At 72.8% G+C, this 13,571-nt stretch carries 11 protein-coding genes; 3 read left to right on the top strand and 8 right to left on the bottom strand.

Annotation, left to right across the window (positions count from 1 at the left end; all coding sequences use genetic code 11):
- Nucleotides 1–4 precede the first annotated feature (4 nt).
- The 4 genes from ACIA8Q_RS20485 to ACIA8Q_RS20470 all read right to left on the bottom strand — a co-directional run bounded on the left by ACIA8Q_RS20485 (nucleotide 5) and on the right by ACIA8Q_RS20470 (nucleotide 4,738).
- Complete coding sequence (locus ACIA8Q_RS20485) at nucleotides 5–1,522, bottom strand: hypothetical protein (RefSeq protein ID WP_396317516.1); 1,518 nt, start codon at nucleotides 1,520–1,522, stop codon at nucleotides 5–7.
- Nucleotides 1,519–2,193 (bottom strand): DUF6114 domain-containing protein, encoded by a 675-nt coding sequence (locus tag ACIA8Q_RS20480; RefSeq protein WP_396317515.1) that lies wholly within the window; start codon nucleotides 2,191–2,193, stop codon nucleotides 1,519–1,521. The genes ACIA8Q_RS20485 and ACIA8Q_RS20480 overlap by 4 nt, the downstream gene beginning before the upstream one ends.
- Before the next feature lie 130 nt (nucleotides 2,194–2,323).
- Nucleotides 2,324–2,986: a DUF6230 family protein gene (locus ACIA8Q_RS20475; protein WP_396317514.1), complete on the bottom strand. Its 663-nt coding sequence runs from the start codon at nucleotides 2,984–2,986 to the stop codon at nucleotides 2,324–2,326.
- Between the two features lie 759 nt (nucleotides 2,987–3,745).
- Nucleotides 3,746–4,738, bottom strand: coding sequence for a tetratricopeptide repeat protein (locus ACIA8Q_RS20470; protein WP_360204695.1), 993 nt, complete (start codon nucleotides 4,736–4,738; stop codon nucleotides 3,746–3,748).
- Nucleotides 4,739–5,101: 363 nt separating this feature from the next.
- Between ACIA8Q_RS20470 and ACIA8Q_RS20465 the strand changes: the two genes are divergently transcribed.
- A complete protein-coding gene (locus tag ACIA8Q_RS20465) occupies nucleotides 5,102–5,791 on the top strand; it encodes a TetR/AcrR family transcriptional regulator (RefSeq protein WP_396317513.1) in 690 nt (229 codons plus the stop codon).
- Nucleotides 5,792–5,920: 129 nt separating this feature from the next.
- On the opposite strand, the gene ACIA8Q_RS20460 is transcribed toward ACIA8Q_RS20465, so the two are convergent.
- The 3 genes from ACIA8Q_RS20460 to ACIA8Q_RS20450 all read right to left on the bottom strand — a co-directional run bounded on the left by ACIA8Q_RS20460 (nucleotide 5,921) and on the right by ACIA8Q_RS20450 (nucleotide 8,757).
- Entirely contained in the window at nucleotides 5,921–7,606 is a 1,686-nt protein-coding gene (locus ACIA8Q_RS20460; protein ID WP_360204692.1) for a methylmalonyl-CoA mutase family protein, read from the bottom strand.
- A gap of 193 nt (nucleotides 7,607–7,799) precedes the next feature.
- Nucleotides 7,800–8,141 carry a DUF3817 domain-containing protein gene (locus ACIA8Q_RS20455; RefSeq protein WP_360204689.1) on the bottom strand — a complete coding sequence of 114 codons (342 nt, stop codon included), beginning with the start codon at nucleotides 8,139–8,141 and terminating at the stop codon, nucleotides 7,800–7,802.
- A gap of 76 nt (nucleotides 8,142–8,217) precedes the next feature.
- Nucleotides 8,218–8,757, bottom strand: a complete 540-nt coding sequence (locus tag ACIA8Q_RS20450) for a MarR family transcriptional regulator (RefSeq protein WP_360204687.1) — start codon at nucleotides 8,755–8,757, stop codon at nucleotides 8,218–8,220.
- A 491-nt stretch (nucleotides 8,758–9,248) separates the two neighbouring features.
- On the opposite strand from ACIA8Q_RS20450, the gene ACIA8Q_RS20445 reads away from it, so the two are divergent.
- Both ACIA8Q_RS20445 and ACIA8Q_RS20440 read left to right on the top strand, forming a co-directional pair.
- Nucleotides 9,249–10,883, top strand: coding sequence for a M4 family metallopeptidase (locus tag ACIA8Q_RS20445; protein ID WP_360204684.1), 1,635 nt, complete (start codon nucleotides 9,249–9,251; stop codon nucleotides 10,881–10,883).
- A gap of 480 nt (nucleotides 10,884–11,363) precedes the next feature.
- The gene (locus ACIA8Q_RS20440; RefSeq protein WP_360204682.1) at nucleotides 11,364–12,989 is read left to right on the top strand and encodes a M4 family metallopeptidase; all 1,626 of its coding nucleotides are present in this window, start codon (nucleotides 11,364–11,366) and stop codon (nucleotides 12,987–12,989) included.
- A 130-nt stretch (nucleotides 12,990–13,119) separates the two neighbouring features.
- Here ACIA8Q_RS20440 and ACIA8Q_RS20435 read toward each other — a convergent pair whose 3' ends face one another.
- The gene (locus ACIA8Q_RS20435) at nucleotides 13,120–13,431 is read right to left on the bottom strand and encodes a DUF3817 domain-containing protein (protein ID WP_360204679.1); all 312 of its coding nucleotides are present in this window, start codon (nucleotides 13,429–13,431) and stop codon (nucleotides 13,120–13,122) included.
- Between the last annotated feature and the right edge of the window lie 140 nt (nucleotides 13,432–13,571).

The raw sequence follows: 13,571 nt of genomic DNA, 5'->3' as shown, positions 1-13,571 counted from the left end.
GGCCCTACTTGTCGCTGTACGGCGCGTTGTCGTTGAACAGGTGCATCCCGGGGATGGTCAGCGTGCCGCCGAACTGGCCGGCCTGCTTGGCGGTGACCCCGGTGAGCTCCAGGTCCAGCGGGATCGGGATCGAGCCGATCAGGTCGTACAGCCAGCGCGGCAGGGTGTCCGGGGTGAGGGTGATCTCGCCCAGGTCGATCGGGAGCGGCAGGCCGAGCACCTTGGCGAGGTGGCCGGACAGCCGCTCCACGTACATGGTGACCGGGCCGTTGCGCATGGTCGAGGTCGAGCCCGGGGCGCCCTGGACGTGGAAGGTGACGCCGTTGCCCTCCAGGGTCGACATGTCGAGGTTGTCGATGTCGACGCTCGACACCACGAACTTCAGGACCCGCTTGCTGCCGGTCGGCGTCTTCACGTCGTAGACGCCGTGGAAGGCCGCGCCGTGCAGCGCCAGCCGGCTGGTCAGCAGCGTCCAGTTCTGCTCCGGGACGACCTGCCCGCCGGCCGGTGCACCGGCCGTCAGACCCCGGGTGTCCACCGCGCAGTTGGGGTTGGCGGACGGCGAGCCGGACGGCGTCGCGGAGGCCCCGGCGGACGGCGCGGCCGTGCCGGAGGCGCCCGCGGAGGGCGCCGCCTTCGGGCTCGCCTTCCCGGTGGCCCTGCCGGTGGCCCCGGCGCCCGCGGACGGCGCGGCGGCGGGCGAGGGCCGGCCGCCCGGGCCGCCGGAGGACGAGGCGACGGGCGGCTGCGCGGCGGGCGCCGGGTCCGTCGCCGCACCGGAGGCCGGGGTCTGCGGCGGGGTGGGCTGGGCCGGCGTCCCGATCCGCGGGGCGGCCGGGGCGGGGGCCTGGGTGGTGGCCGGCGCCGGGGTGGTCGGCTGGGCGCTCGGCGTCGCGCTCGGCGAACTGCTCGGGTTCAGCAGGTGGTTGATGCCACCCACGATGTCGTCGATCAGCCCGGCCTGACTGGCCGTGCCGGTGCCGGCACCGGTGCCCTGGTAGACCGCGCTCACCGCGCCCGGGCCGCCGCCGGTGGCGGCGGTGCGGGCGGCCGGCGGCGTCACCGGGGTGGTGGCGCTCGGCGTGGCGCTCGCGCTCGGCGTGCCGGCCGGCGCGGAGGGCTGCGGGGCGGGCGTGCCGCTCGGCGTCGTGGTCGGGAGCGCGCTCGGACCGGTCGAGGGCGGCGTCGACGGCGGTGCCGCGGGCGTCGTCGCGGGCGCGGAGGGCGCCGTGGACGGGCCGGGCGGCGGCTCGGGCAGCTCGCTCTTGGGGACGGGTGTCTCCACCGGCGCGACGTCCGGCACGGCGGCGGGCGCGGTGCCGCAGGGCTTGCCCGCCGACGACTCGGCGACCGCCGGATTGGGGGTGTACGCGGCGGCCATCAGCAGCGCCGTCGGCACCGCGGCCATCGCCAGCGCCCGGCCTCTCAGCCGGACCCGGACCGGGGTGCGCGGCGCCGCGTGCCGGCCGGAGCGCTGCGCGGGGACGGCCTGGCCGCCCGGCTGCTCCTCCGACGTGGTCACCGCGCCTCCTCGGAGTCCCCGGCGGCCTGGCGCGGGACGGTGGCCGTGGCGGGGCCGGCGGCCGGCCCGGGCGCCCCGCCCTGGACGGGCAGCTCGGCGGTGGGCGCCGCGGTGGCGCTCTCGGCCGCCGCCTCGGCCTCAGCCGTGCCGGCGGGGCCGGCGGTGGTGGTCCCCGCGGGCCCGGCGGTGAGGGCCTCAACGTCTACGGCGTCTTTGCCCCGGCGGCGGCGGAGCCGTCCGCGGCCCGACGCGACCCTAGGCTCCGGCAGCGGAGCCCAGGAGACCATCAGTGCGCCGCCGATCAGCCCCGGCAGCAGCGCCAGCCCGAAGCCCGCCAGATTGGAGACCGGGATCGAGACCAGCGTCAGCAGGATCGTCGCAACTCCTCCGAAGACCCGTACGGCCGGCTGGAACCATGCGGTCAGCCCCAGCACGATCAGCAGTACGCCGATGATGAGCGAGCCCGCCCCCGCCGTCGTGGCCATGGCGACGGTCATGCCACCCAACGAGAGCTTCGCGTACGGGAAGTACATGATCGGAAAACCGGCCATCATGGCCAACAGGCCGCCGTAGTACGGCCGGGTCCGGCGGAAGGTACGGAACACCCGGCGCAGCCATTGGACGGGGTTCTCGTGCTCGGCGGGCCGGTAGGCGGCAAGGGCGCTGGACACGATGCAGCTCCTCGAGTTGCGAACGAGGGGGGAACGAGACACGGGGCACGGGGACGGCGCACGCACCGCCCCCGGCCCCTCGGTGCCATCAGGGCAGTGGGCCGGACCCGGCCCACTGCCCTTCAATGGCTTAGTAGCACTCGCCGGTGCCGTCAGTGTGCAGCTGGAGCTTCAGGCCGTTCAGGGTGAAGGTGCCGGCCGAGGTAGCCCAGGCGGTCTGCTGCACATTGGTCAGGTCGGCCTTATCGGCAGCCTGGGCGAATCCGGTCGCGCCGGACGGCAGGCCGCCGAGCTTGGACTTCCAGCCTTGGGTGGCCTCGCCCTTGAGGGTGGACGCATCCTGGCCGATGTTGATGTTGGTGAAGACGGCGTCCGCGTTCAGCTGGTCGAGGTCGATCAACAGGTTCTTGGCGGACACCTGCTTCTTCTCGTCGTCGCTGAGGCCCGCCTCCAGGCGCAACGTGATCTTGGGCAGCTTCCACGGCAGGCCCGGAATGACGTTGGGGTCGGTCACCACGGACTGGCAAAGGCCCTTGATGGTGGCCGAGTCGAACGCCGAGACGGCGACCGGGTGCGGAGTGCCATTCACCTCGGCGTCAATCGAGCCGAACTGCGCGAAGTTCTTGCCGTGCAGCTCCTGCGCGGTGACCTTGAAGCTCTGGCCGGAGACACTGAACGAAGCCGCCAGGGCGTTGTTGGCCATCGCAGCGCCCACTGCGGCGGTGGCCGCAATGGTCGGCACCATCACCAGTGCGAAGCGCTTCCAGCGGGTCTTGCCGTGGGTCTGGGACATGCGAGTCCTCCTTCTAGGACGTACATCTCCGGCTCCCCGGCGGCGCGTCCCGCGCCGGTGGGGGCCTGGGATGGGAGAGAGCTACGTCCTCGGTAGCGGAGAGCGCCTTGGGCGTCGTCGGACGCGGGAGCGGCCTGCGTGCTGCGGCACTCCCGTCCCTTCACCGACCGTCCTTGTGGGGCGGCGGGCAGGACCGACGACATCGGCGATCACCCCCGAGCGACAACCAGCGACCGCGCAGGGCCGCGCGGCCGGAAAAAGGACAGGAACCGCCGTGGGACCGCGGATACCCCCCTGCCCTCCCTACCGCCGGCCGGGGCCGGCGGATCACCCGGTGGGGATCCCGCGCTCCTCGTGACCGACCGGTGTGTCGGGGGCCGTGGAGTCTGGGACCGGGCGTCGCCGATCGTGCTCGAATCCCGGGCGAAGCACAAGAGGTTCCTTACTGACGGGTAATGCAACACCCGACGGCGTCGATCATGGAATCAGTGCCTCGTGCACCGTGCGTGACGCCTTGAAGGAAACGTGACGGTGAAATCTGCCGGAAACAGCAGTGAAACACCCGTGGACGGTCACCAGCTGTGACCATCCACGGGTGTTGTCAAGATTTGGTAAACCTCTGTCCGGTTGACCGGATTGTCGCCAAATCACCAGGCGACACCGCAGGTCATCCGACGTGCCACGGCACGCCCGGGGCGGGCCCGGAACCGGCCGGGGCGGGCCCCCGCGAACCACCCGGGGCGAACCCCGGAACCGGCGTCAGAACAGCACGCGCGCCAGCGCCGTCCGGGCCGCGGTGACCCGCGGGTCCTCCGGGCCGATCACCTCGAAGAGCTCCAGCAGGCGCACCCGCGCGGTGTCCCGGTCCTCGCCCGCGGTCCGGCCGACGGTGTCCACCAGCCGTCCGAACGCGTCCTCGACGTGACCGCCCACCAGGTCCAGGTCGGCCGCCCGCAGCTGGGCCGCGACGTCCTTCGGGTCGGCCGCGGCCGCCGAGCGCACGGCCTGCGGGTCCAGGCCCTCGATCCGCTGCAGCAGTTCGGCCTGGGCCAGGCCCAGCACGGCCTCGGTGTTGCCCGGCTGGTCGGCCAGCACGTTCCGGTAGGCCTGGATGGCGCCGCCCAGGTCGCCGCTGTCCAGCGCGTCGTGCGCGGCGGCCAGCGCCGGGTCCTCGGGGCGCTGCGGGGCGGCGGCCGGGGCCTCGCCCGGGGCCGCGGCGCCGCCGACCACGCCGAAGCGCTGCTCGGCGACGAGGATCAGCTGGTCCAGCACCTTGCGGACGTTGGCCGCGCTCTCGGCGCCCTGGAACAGCGGCACCAGCTGGCCGGCCACCACGGCCATCACGGCCGGGATGCCCTGGATGCCGAACTGCTGGGACAGCAGCGGGTTGGCGTCCACGTCGATCTTGGCGAGCACGAAGCGGCCGGCGTACTCCTCGGCCAGGCCCTCCAGGACGGGGCTGAGCTGCTTGCAGGGGCCGCACCACTCGGCCCAGAAGTCGATGACGACCGGCACCTCGGTGGACCGCTGGACGACCTCGGCCTCGAAGGTGTCCTCGGTGACGTCGATGACGAGCGCGTGGGCGGGCTGGGCGGGGGCGACTCCGGCCGCCTCGGCGGCGGCCGCCTGACGGGCCCGCTCGACCCGGGCCTGCTCGGCCTTCTGGGCAGCCTCGCCGGCTGCCTTCACTGCGGCGAGGTCGACCGCACCGCGCAGGGCGGAGCTGTTGAGACGCGAATTCCGTGGCTGCATGGCACCATCCTCCCCCGTCCGCGCTGCTCGCGGGCACCAACCTCCGGAAAGTCGCCCCGCGCGGGCCGCGCGGCGCGGGTTCCCGGGCGCCGTGCCCCTCCCCCGGTAGCCTGAACCGTTCGGCGCGGATCCCCACCCGCGCCCGCGCCGCCCCGTCCCACGGGTGCGGCGCCTGGTTGTCACTGCTTTCGCTACGAGTCGTAGCGTAACTGGAGCCCGACCCCCGCCCGCAAGCCCCTCCGGCGGTTCGGGGACGTGACCTGCCCCACTTTCGCGGGCGGCCCGACTGCCCGAATCGGCCGACAGCCGCTACCGTTACCAGCCCCGCCCAAGTTACTCACCAGTAAAGCGCAAGGAGGCCCGGTGCCGGCCGCCCAGCCCCCCGCCAGCCCGGACGTCGCCGCCCCGGAGCCCGCGGACGACCCCACCCCCGCGGCCGGCGCCGCGGCCAGGGCCAAGGGGAGACCGCGCAGCGCCGCCGCCGACCGCGCCATCCTCGACGCCACCCGCGAGGCCCTCGCCGAACTCGGCTGGGGCGGGCTGACCATGGGCCACGTCGCGACCCGGGCCAAGGTCGCCAAGACCACGCTCTACCGCCGCTGGCCGTCCAAGAACGAGCTGGTGGTCGACGCCGTCGCCAGCCTCTTCGACGACCTGGTGATGCCCGACCTCGGGAGCCTGCGAGCCGACATCGAGGCCGTGGTCGCCCAGTTCGCCGACCTGCTGGCCCGCCCCGAGACCCAGGCCGCGCTGCTCGCGCTCTTCGCCGAGGGCACCCGGGACCCGCAGCTGCGCCGCCGGATCCGGGAGGCCATCGTCGACCCGCAGAAGCGGCTGGTCCGGCAGGGCCGGGCGGCCGCCCAGACCCGCGGCGAACTCGCCCCGGACACCGACCCGGAGACGGCCTGCGAGGAGATCGACATCATCTTCGACACCATCGCCGGGACGGTCGAGCACCGCGTCCTGGTGAGCGGCGAGCCGATCACCGCCGACTGGACCCGCCGGTTCACCAACCTGCTGCTCGGGCCGTTCCCGAGCCTGGTGACCGACTGAGGACCGGCTGAGGACCGACTCGAGACAGGCTCGGGACCGACCGGGGGAGGACACGGCGGAGCCGCCCCGCACCGGGGTGCGTGCGGGGCGGCTCCGCCGGCGTCCGAGGGGCGCCGGGCCCGGTGGCCGTCAGAAGGCGGCGTTCTCCTGGTAGGTGCCCCACTCCTGGCGCAGCGCGTTGCAGATCTCGCCCAGGGTCGCCTCGGCGCGCACCGCGTCCAGCATCGGCGGGATCATCGACTCGCCCGAGCGCGCGGCCGCCAGCATGGCGTCCAGCCCGGCCCGCACCGCCGCGTCGTCCCGGCCCGCCTTGCGCTCCCGCAGCACCCGCACCTGCTCGCGCTCGACCTCGTGGCTGACCCGCAGGATCTCCAGCTCGGGGGTGACGCTGCGCGGGTGGCAGTTGACGCCGACGACGCGCTTGTCGCCCTTCTCCACCGACTGCTGGTACTGGAAGGCCGCCTCGGCGATCTCGCCGGTGAACCAGCCCTCCTCGATCCCGCGCAGGATGCCGGCGGTGATCGGGCCGATCCCGTGGTCCTCGTGCCCCTTGTCCAGGATCCGCTGGAAGATCGCCTCGGCCTGCTGCTCGATCCGGTCGGTGAGCGCCTCGACGTACCAGGAGCCCCCCAGCGGGTCGGCCACGTTGGCGACGCCGGTCTCCTCCATCAGCACCTGCTGGGTGCGCAGGGCGATCTCGGCGGCCTGCTCCGAGGGCAGCGCCAGGGTCTCGTCCAGGGCGTTGGTGTGCAGCGAGTTGGTGCCGCCCAGCACGGCCGACAGCGCCTCGACGGCGGTGCGGACCACGTTGTTGTACGGCTGCTGCGCGGTGAGCGAGACGCCGGCGGTCTGGGTGTGGAAGCGCAGCCACTGCGCCTTGTCGGTCTTGGCGCCGAAGCGGTCGCGCATCCAGCGGGCCCAGATCCGGCGCGCGGCGCGGAACTTGGCGATCTCCTCGAAGAAGTCGAGGTGCGCGTCGAAGAAGAAGGACAGGCCGGGCGCGAAGACGTCCACGTCCAGGCCGCGGGAGAGGCCCAGCTCGACGTAGGCGAAGCCGTCGGCGAGGGTGTACGCCAGCTCCTGCGCGGCCGTCGCCCCGGCCTCCCGGATGTGGTACCCGGAGACGGACAGCGGCTTGTAGGCGGGGATGCCCTGGGCGCAGTAGGCCATCAGGTCGCCGATCAGCCGCAGGTGCGGCTCGGGGGCGAAGAGCCACTCCTTCTGGGCGATGTACTCCTTGAAGATGTCCGTCTGCAGGGTGCCGTTGAGCACCGCCGGGTCGACGCCCTGGCGCTCGGCGGCGACCAGGTACATGCAGAAGATCGGGACGGCCGGGCCGCTGATCGTCATCGAGGTGGTGACCTCGCCGAGCGGGATGCCGTCGAACAGCACCTCCATGTCGGCGGCCGAGTCGATGGCCACGCCGCAGTGGCCGACCTCGCCGAGCGACTTCGGGTCGTCGGAGTCGTAGCCCATCAGGGTGGGCATGTCGAAGGCGACCGAGAGGCCTCCGCCGCCGGCCTCCAGGATCATCCGGTAGCGCTCGTTGGTCTGCTGCGCGTTGCCGAAGCCGGCGAACTGGCGGATGGTCCAGGTGCGGCCCCGGTAGCCCGTGGGGTGCAGCCCGCGGGTGAACGGGTACTCGCCCGGCCAGCCGATCCGCTCGAAGCCCTCGACGGCCTGCCCGGGGGCGGGCCCGTAGACCGGCTCGACCTCGTCGCCGGACAGGGTGGTGAAGTCGGCGTCCCGCGTGCGGGCCTTGTCGTACCGCTGCTGCCAGCGCTGCCGGCCGCGCTCGATCTCCTCGGCGTCCATGACCCCGAACTCCGCTCCGTACGGCCGCCACGGCACCGGGGCGGCACAGCTATTAGGACGTCCTACTAATTTACTCGGACGTCCTACCACCTGTCGACGGCCACCGGGGCCGAACGGCGGATCCCCGCCCCGGAACGCCGAGAGCGCCCCTCCCCGGGCGGGGAGGGGCGCTCTCGGCGGACGAACGCGCGGGTCAGACTCCGGCGGGCTGGCGGGCCCCGGTGCCCGGCTCGAGCAGCTCGGCGGCCTCGCGGGCCACCTTGCGCTCGAAGACGAACGAGGCGAACGGGATGCAGCCGGCGGCCAGGGTCAGGACCATCCGGCCGAGCGGCCACTTCAGCTTCTGCCCGAGCAGGAAGGTCACCACGAAGTACCCGATGTACAGGTAGCCGTGCAGCATCGCGACGTAGGTGGTCAGGTCCTCGGCGGTGTCGAAGCCGTACTTCGCGACCATGAAGCCGCAGAACACCAGCAGCGCCGTACCGGTCGCCACGGCCAGGGCCCGGTACCAGCCCAGCAGGGGGGTCGCCTTCATACTTCGCATCGCCTCGCTCGGCAGGATCGGAGGGCACGCCCGGATCCGCGCACCGCTCCCACGAGGGTAGCCGCCCTCACGGCCTGGCCCGCGCAGCCCCCTCGCCGCCATCCTCGGCGAAGTCGCCGGCGGCGACCCGCAGCGGCCTGAGCAGCTCGAAGACCTGGCGGCACTGGTCGGCGCCGTACTCCTCCAGCCCGAACTCCATCGCCATGAGCTCCCGGGTGGCCTCCTCGACCACCTCGCGGCCGCGGTCCGTGATCGCGGCGAGCACGCCGCGGCCGTCCAGCGGGTTGGGGCGGCGGGCGACGAGTCCGGCCCGCTCCAGCCGGTCGACGGTGTTGGTGACGCTCGTCGGGTGCACCATCAGGCGCTCGCCGATCTTGGAGAGCGAGAGCTCGCCGGTACGGCTGAAGGTCAGCAGCACCAGCGCCTCGTACCGGGCGAAGGTCAGTCCGTACGGCTTGAGCACCGCGTCGACCCGGGAGAGCAGGATCTGGTGGGCCCGCATGATCGAGGTGATCGCCGCCATCGAGGGCACTCCGCCCCAGCGGCGGGTCCAGAGTTCGTCGGCGCGGGCGATCGGGTCGAAGTCGAGCGCGAGGGGCTTGGGCACCTCCTTACCGTACCGGCGGAAGGGACGTGTGCTACCAGCTGTCCTGATGGTGGACAAGCGCAACACGTGGCGGGATCCCGCCAGTCGGGCGCCCAGGTCCGGACCAGGACGTTGCACGGGTGTGAACGCGGGGCAACGAACCCCCGTCCGGACGGAGTTGGGGAGGCGTTCGCCCACCGCCGCACCAGCAGGCCTCGGTTCGGGCGGTAACCCGCCGCACGTCGGGGTGTTTCACCCCTTTTGTCGGCCTGTTCACATTCACCACCACTGGCGGGACCTGGCCAATTCCTGAGCAAGACCTGTCATTTGACGTGATCGATTGTCATGCTTTCCGCCAACCCAGTCCGGCAGCCACCACCCCCACCCACCGGTGGCCAGCCGCTCGATCGGGCCCCCGCACGCCAGTGCCCGTTCCGCCCCAAGGTGCCGACCCCGGCCCCCGGAGCGAGGTGCGCCCGCGCCCACACGCGGTTTCCCGGAAGGACCCGTCCGTGAAGCGAAAGCTCGCAGCAGTCGCCGTCATCTCCGCCACCGCCCTGCTCTCCGGTGTCGTCCAGGCGAGCGCCGCCCAGGCCGGCCCGGCCCCCGTCCCGCCGGGGCAGGCCGCCGACCAGCAGGCCGCGGCGATCGCCCTGGCCGGCGGTCAGTCCGGTCCGCTGGCGGGCGCGCTGGCGCTCGGCGGCCAGGAGAAGCTGGTCGCGAAGGACGCCGTGGTCGACCAGGACGGCACCCGCCACCTGCGCTTCGAGCGCACCTACGCCGGCCTGCCGGTGCTCGGCGGCGACCTGGTCGTCCACGAGAGCGCGGGCGGCTCGGTGAAGTCGGTCGACAAGGCCGTCACCGCGCAGCTGAGCCTGTCGAGCCTCACCCCGCAGATCCCGGCCGACAAGGCGGCCGCGCAGGCCACCGGCGCGGTCCAGGCCACCGTCGGCGTGGCCGCCGACAAGGACGAGTCCCCGCTGAGCGCCGTGCACCAGACCGGCAAGGCCGAGCTGGTGGTCTGGGCGAGCGACGGCAACCCGCGCCTGGCCTACCGCACCACCGTCGAGGGCGTGCGCGCCGACGGCACCCCGAGCAGCCAGCTGCTGGTGACCGACGCCGCCTCCGGCGAGGTGCTCTCCACCCACGAGCAGGTGCAGACCGCCGCCGGCACCGGCAAGGGCGTCTTCGTCGGCACCGTGCCGCTGACCACCACCCAGAGCGGCAGCTCGTACACACTGAAGGACGCCACCCGCGGCGGCCAGTCGACGGTCAACATGAAGAACCGGACCTCCGGCTCAGGCACCCTCTACAGCAAGTCGTCCAACACCTGGGGCACCGGCTCGGTCTCCAGCGGCGAGTCCGCCGCCGTCGACGCCCAGTTCGGCGCGGCCGCCACCTGGGACTTCTACAAGAACACCTTCGGCCGCAACGGCATCAAGAACAACGGCGTCGGCGCCACCAGCCGCGTGCACTACGGCTCCAACTACGTGAACGCGTTCTGGAACGACTCCTGCTTCTGCATGTCCTACGGCGACGGCTCGGGCAACACCCACCCGCTGACCGAGATCGACGTGGCCGGCCACGAGATGAGCCACGGCGTCACCTCCGCCACCGCCAACCTCAACTACTCGGGCGAGTCCGGCGGCCTCAACGAGGCCACCTCGGACATCTTCGGCACCATGGTCGAGTTCTCCGCCAACCTGCCCTCCAACCCGCCGAACTACTGGATCGGCGAGCTGATCGACCTCAACGGCGACGGCACCCCGCTGCGCTACATGGACAAGCCCTCCAAGGACGGCGGCTCGGCCGACTCCTGGTACTCGGGCGTCGGCAACCTGGACGTCCACTACTCCTCCGGCGTGGCCAACCACTTCTTCTACCTGCTCTCCGAGGGCAGCGGCGCGAAGAGCATCAACGGCTTCAGCTACAACAGCCCGACCTCCAACGGCTCGACGCTCAGCGGCATCGGCCGGGACAAGGCCGCGCAGATCTGGTACCGCGCGCTGACCGTGTACTTCACCTCCACCACCAACTACGCGGGCGCCCGCACCGGCACCCTGAAGGCCGCGGCGGACCTGTACGGCGCCACCAGCGCCGAGTACAAGGCGGTCGCGGCGGCGTGGAGCGGCGTCAACGTCAACTGACGCACGCCGCACGGTGAACAGGACGCCCGGGGCCTCCGTGGAGGGCAGGCCCCGGGCGTCCGGCACGTCCGGGGCCCGGCGCGCGGAGGGCCGGCCCCGGGCGCGCGCCGCGTCCGGGGCCCCCGGCGCGGTGGGTAGCAGCGCTCCAGCGGCCCGGCAAGACCGCCCGCTGGCGAGGTCCCGCCAGGGGGACGAACCCGCCCGTACCGGGGCACGGATCGGCAGCCGAACCACCCGCACCAGCGCTGGCGGTTCCTGGCCAATCCCGGTGGGCGGCCTGTCATTTCCTGCCACCGATTGTCATGCTTCTGACCAAGCCCCGTCCGACGGCCCGTCACACCCCCACCCATCGACGGACCGCCAGTGACCGCACGGGAGCGGCACGTCCGCGCCCTACCGCCCCCAAGGCGCCAACCCCGGCGCCCCGGTACGCGGCGCAACCGCGCGCACACCGCGGTTTCGTGGAAGGAACCCCCGCACGTGAAGCGAAAGCTGACAGCCGGCGCCGTACTCTCCGCCACCGCCCTGCTCGCCGGCGTGATCCAGATCGCCGTCGTCCCCGCCGCCCAGGCCGCCGCCCCCGCGCCGGAGCAGCGCGCCGAGCTGCTCGCCCTGGCCGCCGGGCAGAGCGCCCCGGTCGCCCACGCCCTGGCCCTCGGCGGCCAGGAGCAGCTCGTCGTGAAGGACGTCATCGCGGACCGGGACGGCACCCGCCACCTGCGCTACGAGCGGACCTACGCCGGCCTCCCGGTGCTCGGCGGCGACCTGGTCGTCCACCAGAAGGCCGACGGCTCGGTGAAGTCCGTCGACCGGGCCTTCGACGGCCGGCTGTCGGTGCCGAGCCTGACCCCGGGCATAGCCGCCGGGCAGGCGGCCGAGCGCGCCACCGCCGCCGTGCGGGCCACCGTCGGGCTCGCCGCCGACGAGGACGAGGCGGCGCTCGCCAGGGTCGACGGCGCCGGCGCGGCCGAGCTGGTGGTCTGGGCCGCCGACGGCGCCCCGCGGCTGGCCCACCGCACGGTGGTCACGGGCGAGCGGGCCGACGGCACCCCGAGCCGCCAGGAGGTCGTCACCGACGCCGCCACCGGCCAGGTGCTCTCCAGCCAGGAGCAGGTGCAGACCGCGACCGGCACCGGCAAGGGCGTCAACGTCGGCACCGTCACGCTGACCACCACCCAGAGCGGTTCGACCTACCAGCTCAAGGACGCCTCCCGGGGCAACCAGTCCACCACCGACCTCAAGGGCGGCACCTCCGGCAGCGGCACGCTGTTCAGCAACACCACCAACTCCTGGGGCAACGGCTCGCCGTCCAACCGCGAGTCGGCCGCCGTGGACGCCCAGTACGGCGCCGCGGCCACCTGGGACTACTACAAGAACACCTTCGGCCGCAGCGGCATCAAGAACAACGGCGTCGGCGCCGCCAGCCGGGTCCACTACAGCACCAACTACGTGAACGCGTTCTGGGACGACTCCTGCTTCTGCATGACCTACGGCGACGGCTCCGGCAACACCCACCCGCTGACCGCGATCGACGTCTCCGGCCACGAGATGAGCCACGGCGTCACCTCGGCCACCGCGAAGCTGAACTACTCGGGCGAGTCCGGCGGCCTGAACGAGGCCACCTCGGACATCTTCGGGACGATGGTCGAGTGGTCGGCCAACCTGCCCTCCGACCCGCCGGACTACCTGATCGGCGAGAAGCTCAACATCAACGGCAACGGCACCCCGCTGCGCTACATGGACAAGCCCTCCAAGGACGGCGCCTCGGCCGACTACTGGTCCTCCACCGTCGGCAACAAGGACGTCCACTACTCCTCCGGCGTCGCCAACCACTTCTTCTACCTGCTCGCCGAGGGCAGCGGCGCCAAGGTCATCAACGGGGTCAGCTACAACAGCCCGACCTCCAACGGCTCGACGGTCACCGGCATCGGCCGGACCAAGGCGGCCGCCATCTGGTACCGCGCGCTGACCGTCTACATGACCTCCACCACCAACTACAAGGCCGCCCGCACGGCGACCCTGAAGGCCGCGACCGACCTGTACGGCGCCACCAGCACCGAGTACAAGGCGGTCGCCGCGGCCTGGAGCGGCGTCAACGTCAACTGAGCGCGCCCGGCGCGCCCCGACCACCCGGTAGGACCTGACCACCCCCGGTAAGAACGGCGACAGGCTGCCGCGGCCCTTTGGGAGAGGAGGCCGCGGCAGCCTGTCGACCGTCGCGTTCGGGGGGAGCGGCTCAGGCGGCGGCCGGCTCCAGCTCGCCGCGCTCCTCCTTGCCGAGCATCCGCTCGGCGACCAGGCCGCCGAGCGGGATCACCGAGAGGACGAACAGCAGGGCGCCGCGCTTGACGTCCCACTTCTGCGCCTGCCACGCCTGGATCCAGAAGACCACGTAGAGCACGAACAGCACGCCGTGGACCATGCCCATCACCGGGACGGCGTCGAAGGACGTGGTCCGCTTCAGCACGGAGCAGATCAGCAGCAGGACGAAGGAGACCCCTTCGGGGCCGGAGACCAGGCGCAGGCGGTGGACGGCGCTGCTGTTCACGTTGGGTACCTCAATACGGGGGTCGGAGGCGCGGACACGCTTGTGAAGCGACGCACAAGCCTTGGCCATTATCACCGAGCACACGTCCGGAGCCCGGCCCGGGGTGCCCCCCGTGAGCGGTCTCACACCGGCCGGCCCGA

The organism is Kitasatospora sp. NPDC051705, from assembly GCF_044453265.1.
GTDB lineage: Bacteria > Actinomycetota > Actinomycetes > Streptomycetales > Streptomycetaceae > Kitasatospora.
The sequence above is the reverse complement of the archived record's forward strand: the minus strand, read 5'-3'. Positions and strand labels throughout refer to the sequence as shown.

Bases quoted from the DNA above. Each gene is read 5' to 3' on its own strand.
- ACIA8Q_RS20460 (WP_360204692.1), bottom strand. From the start codon at position 7,606: ATGGACGCCGAGGAGATCGAGCGCGGCCGGCAGCGCTGGCAGCAGCGG.
- ACIA8Q_RS20470 (WP_360204695.1), bottom strand. From the start codon at position 4,738: ATGCAGCCACGGAATTCGCGTCTCAACAGCTCCGCCCTGCGCGGTGCG.
- ACIA8Q_RS20455 (WP_360204689.1), bottom strand. From the start codon at position 8,141: ATGAAGGCGACCCCCCTGCTGGGCTGGTACCGGGCCCTGGCCGTGGCG.
- ACIA8Q_RS20475 (WP_396317514.1), bottom strand. From the start codon at position 2,986: ATGTCCCAGACCCACGGCAAGACCCGCTGGAAGCGCTTCGCACTGGTG.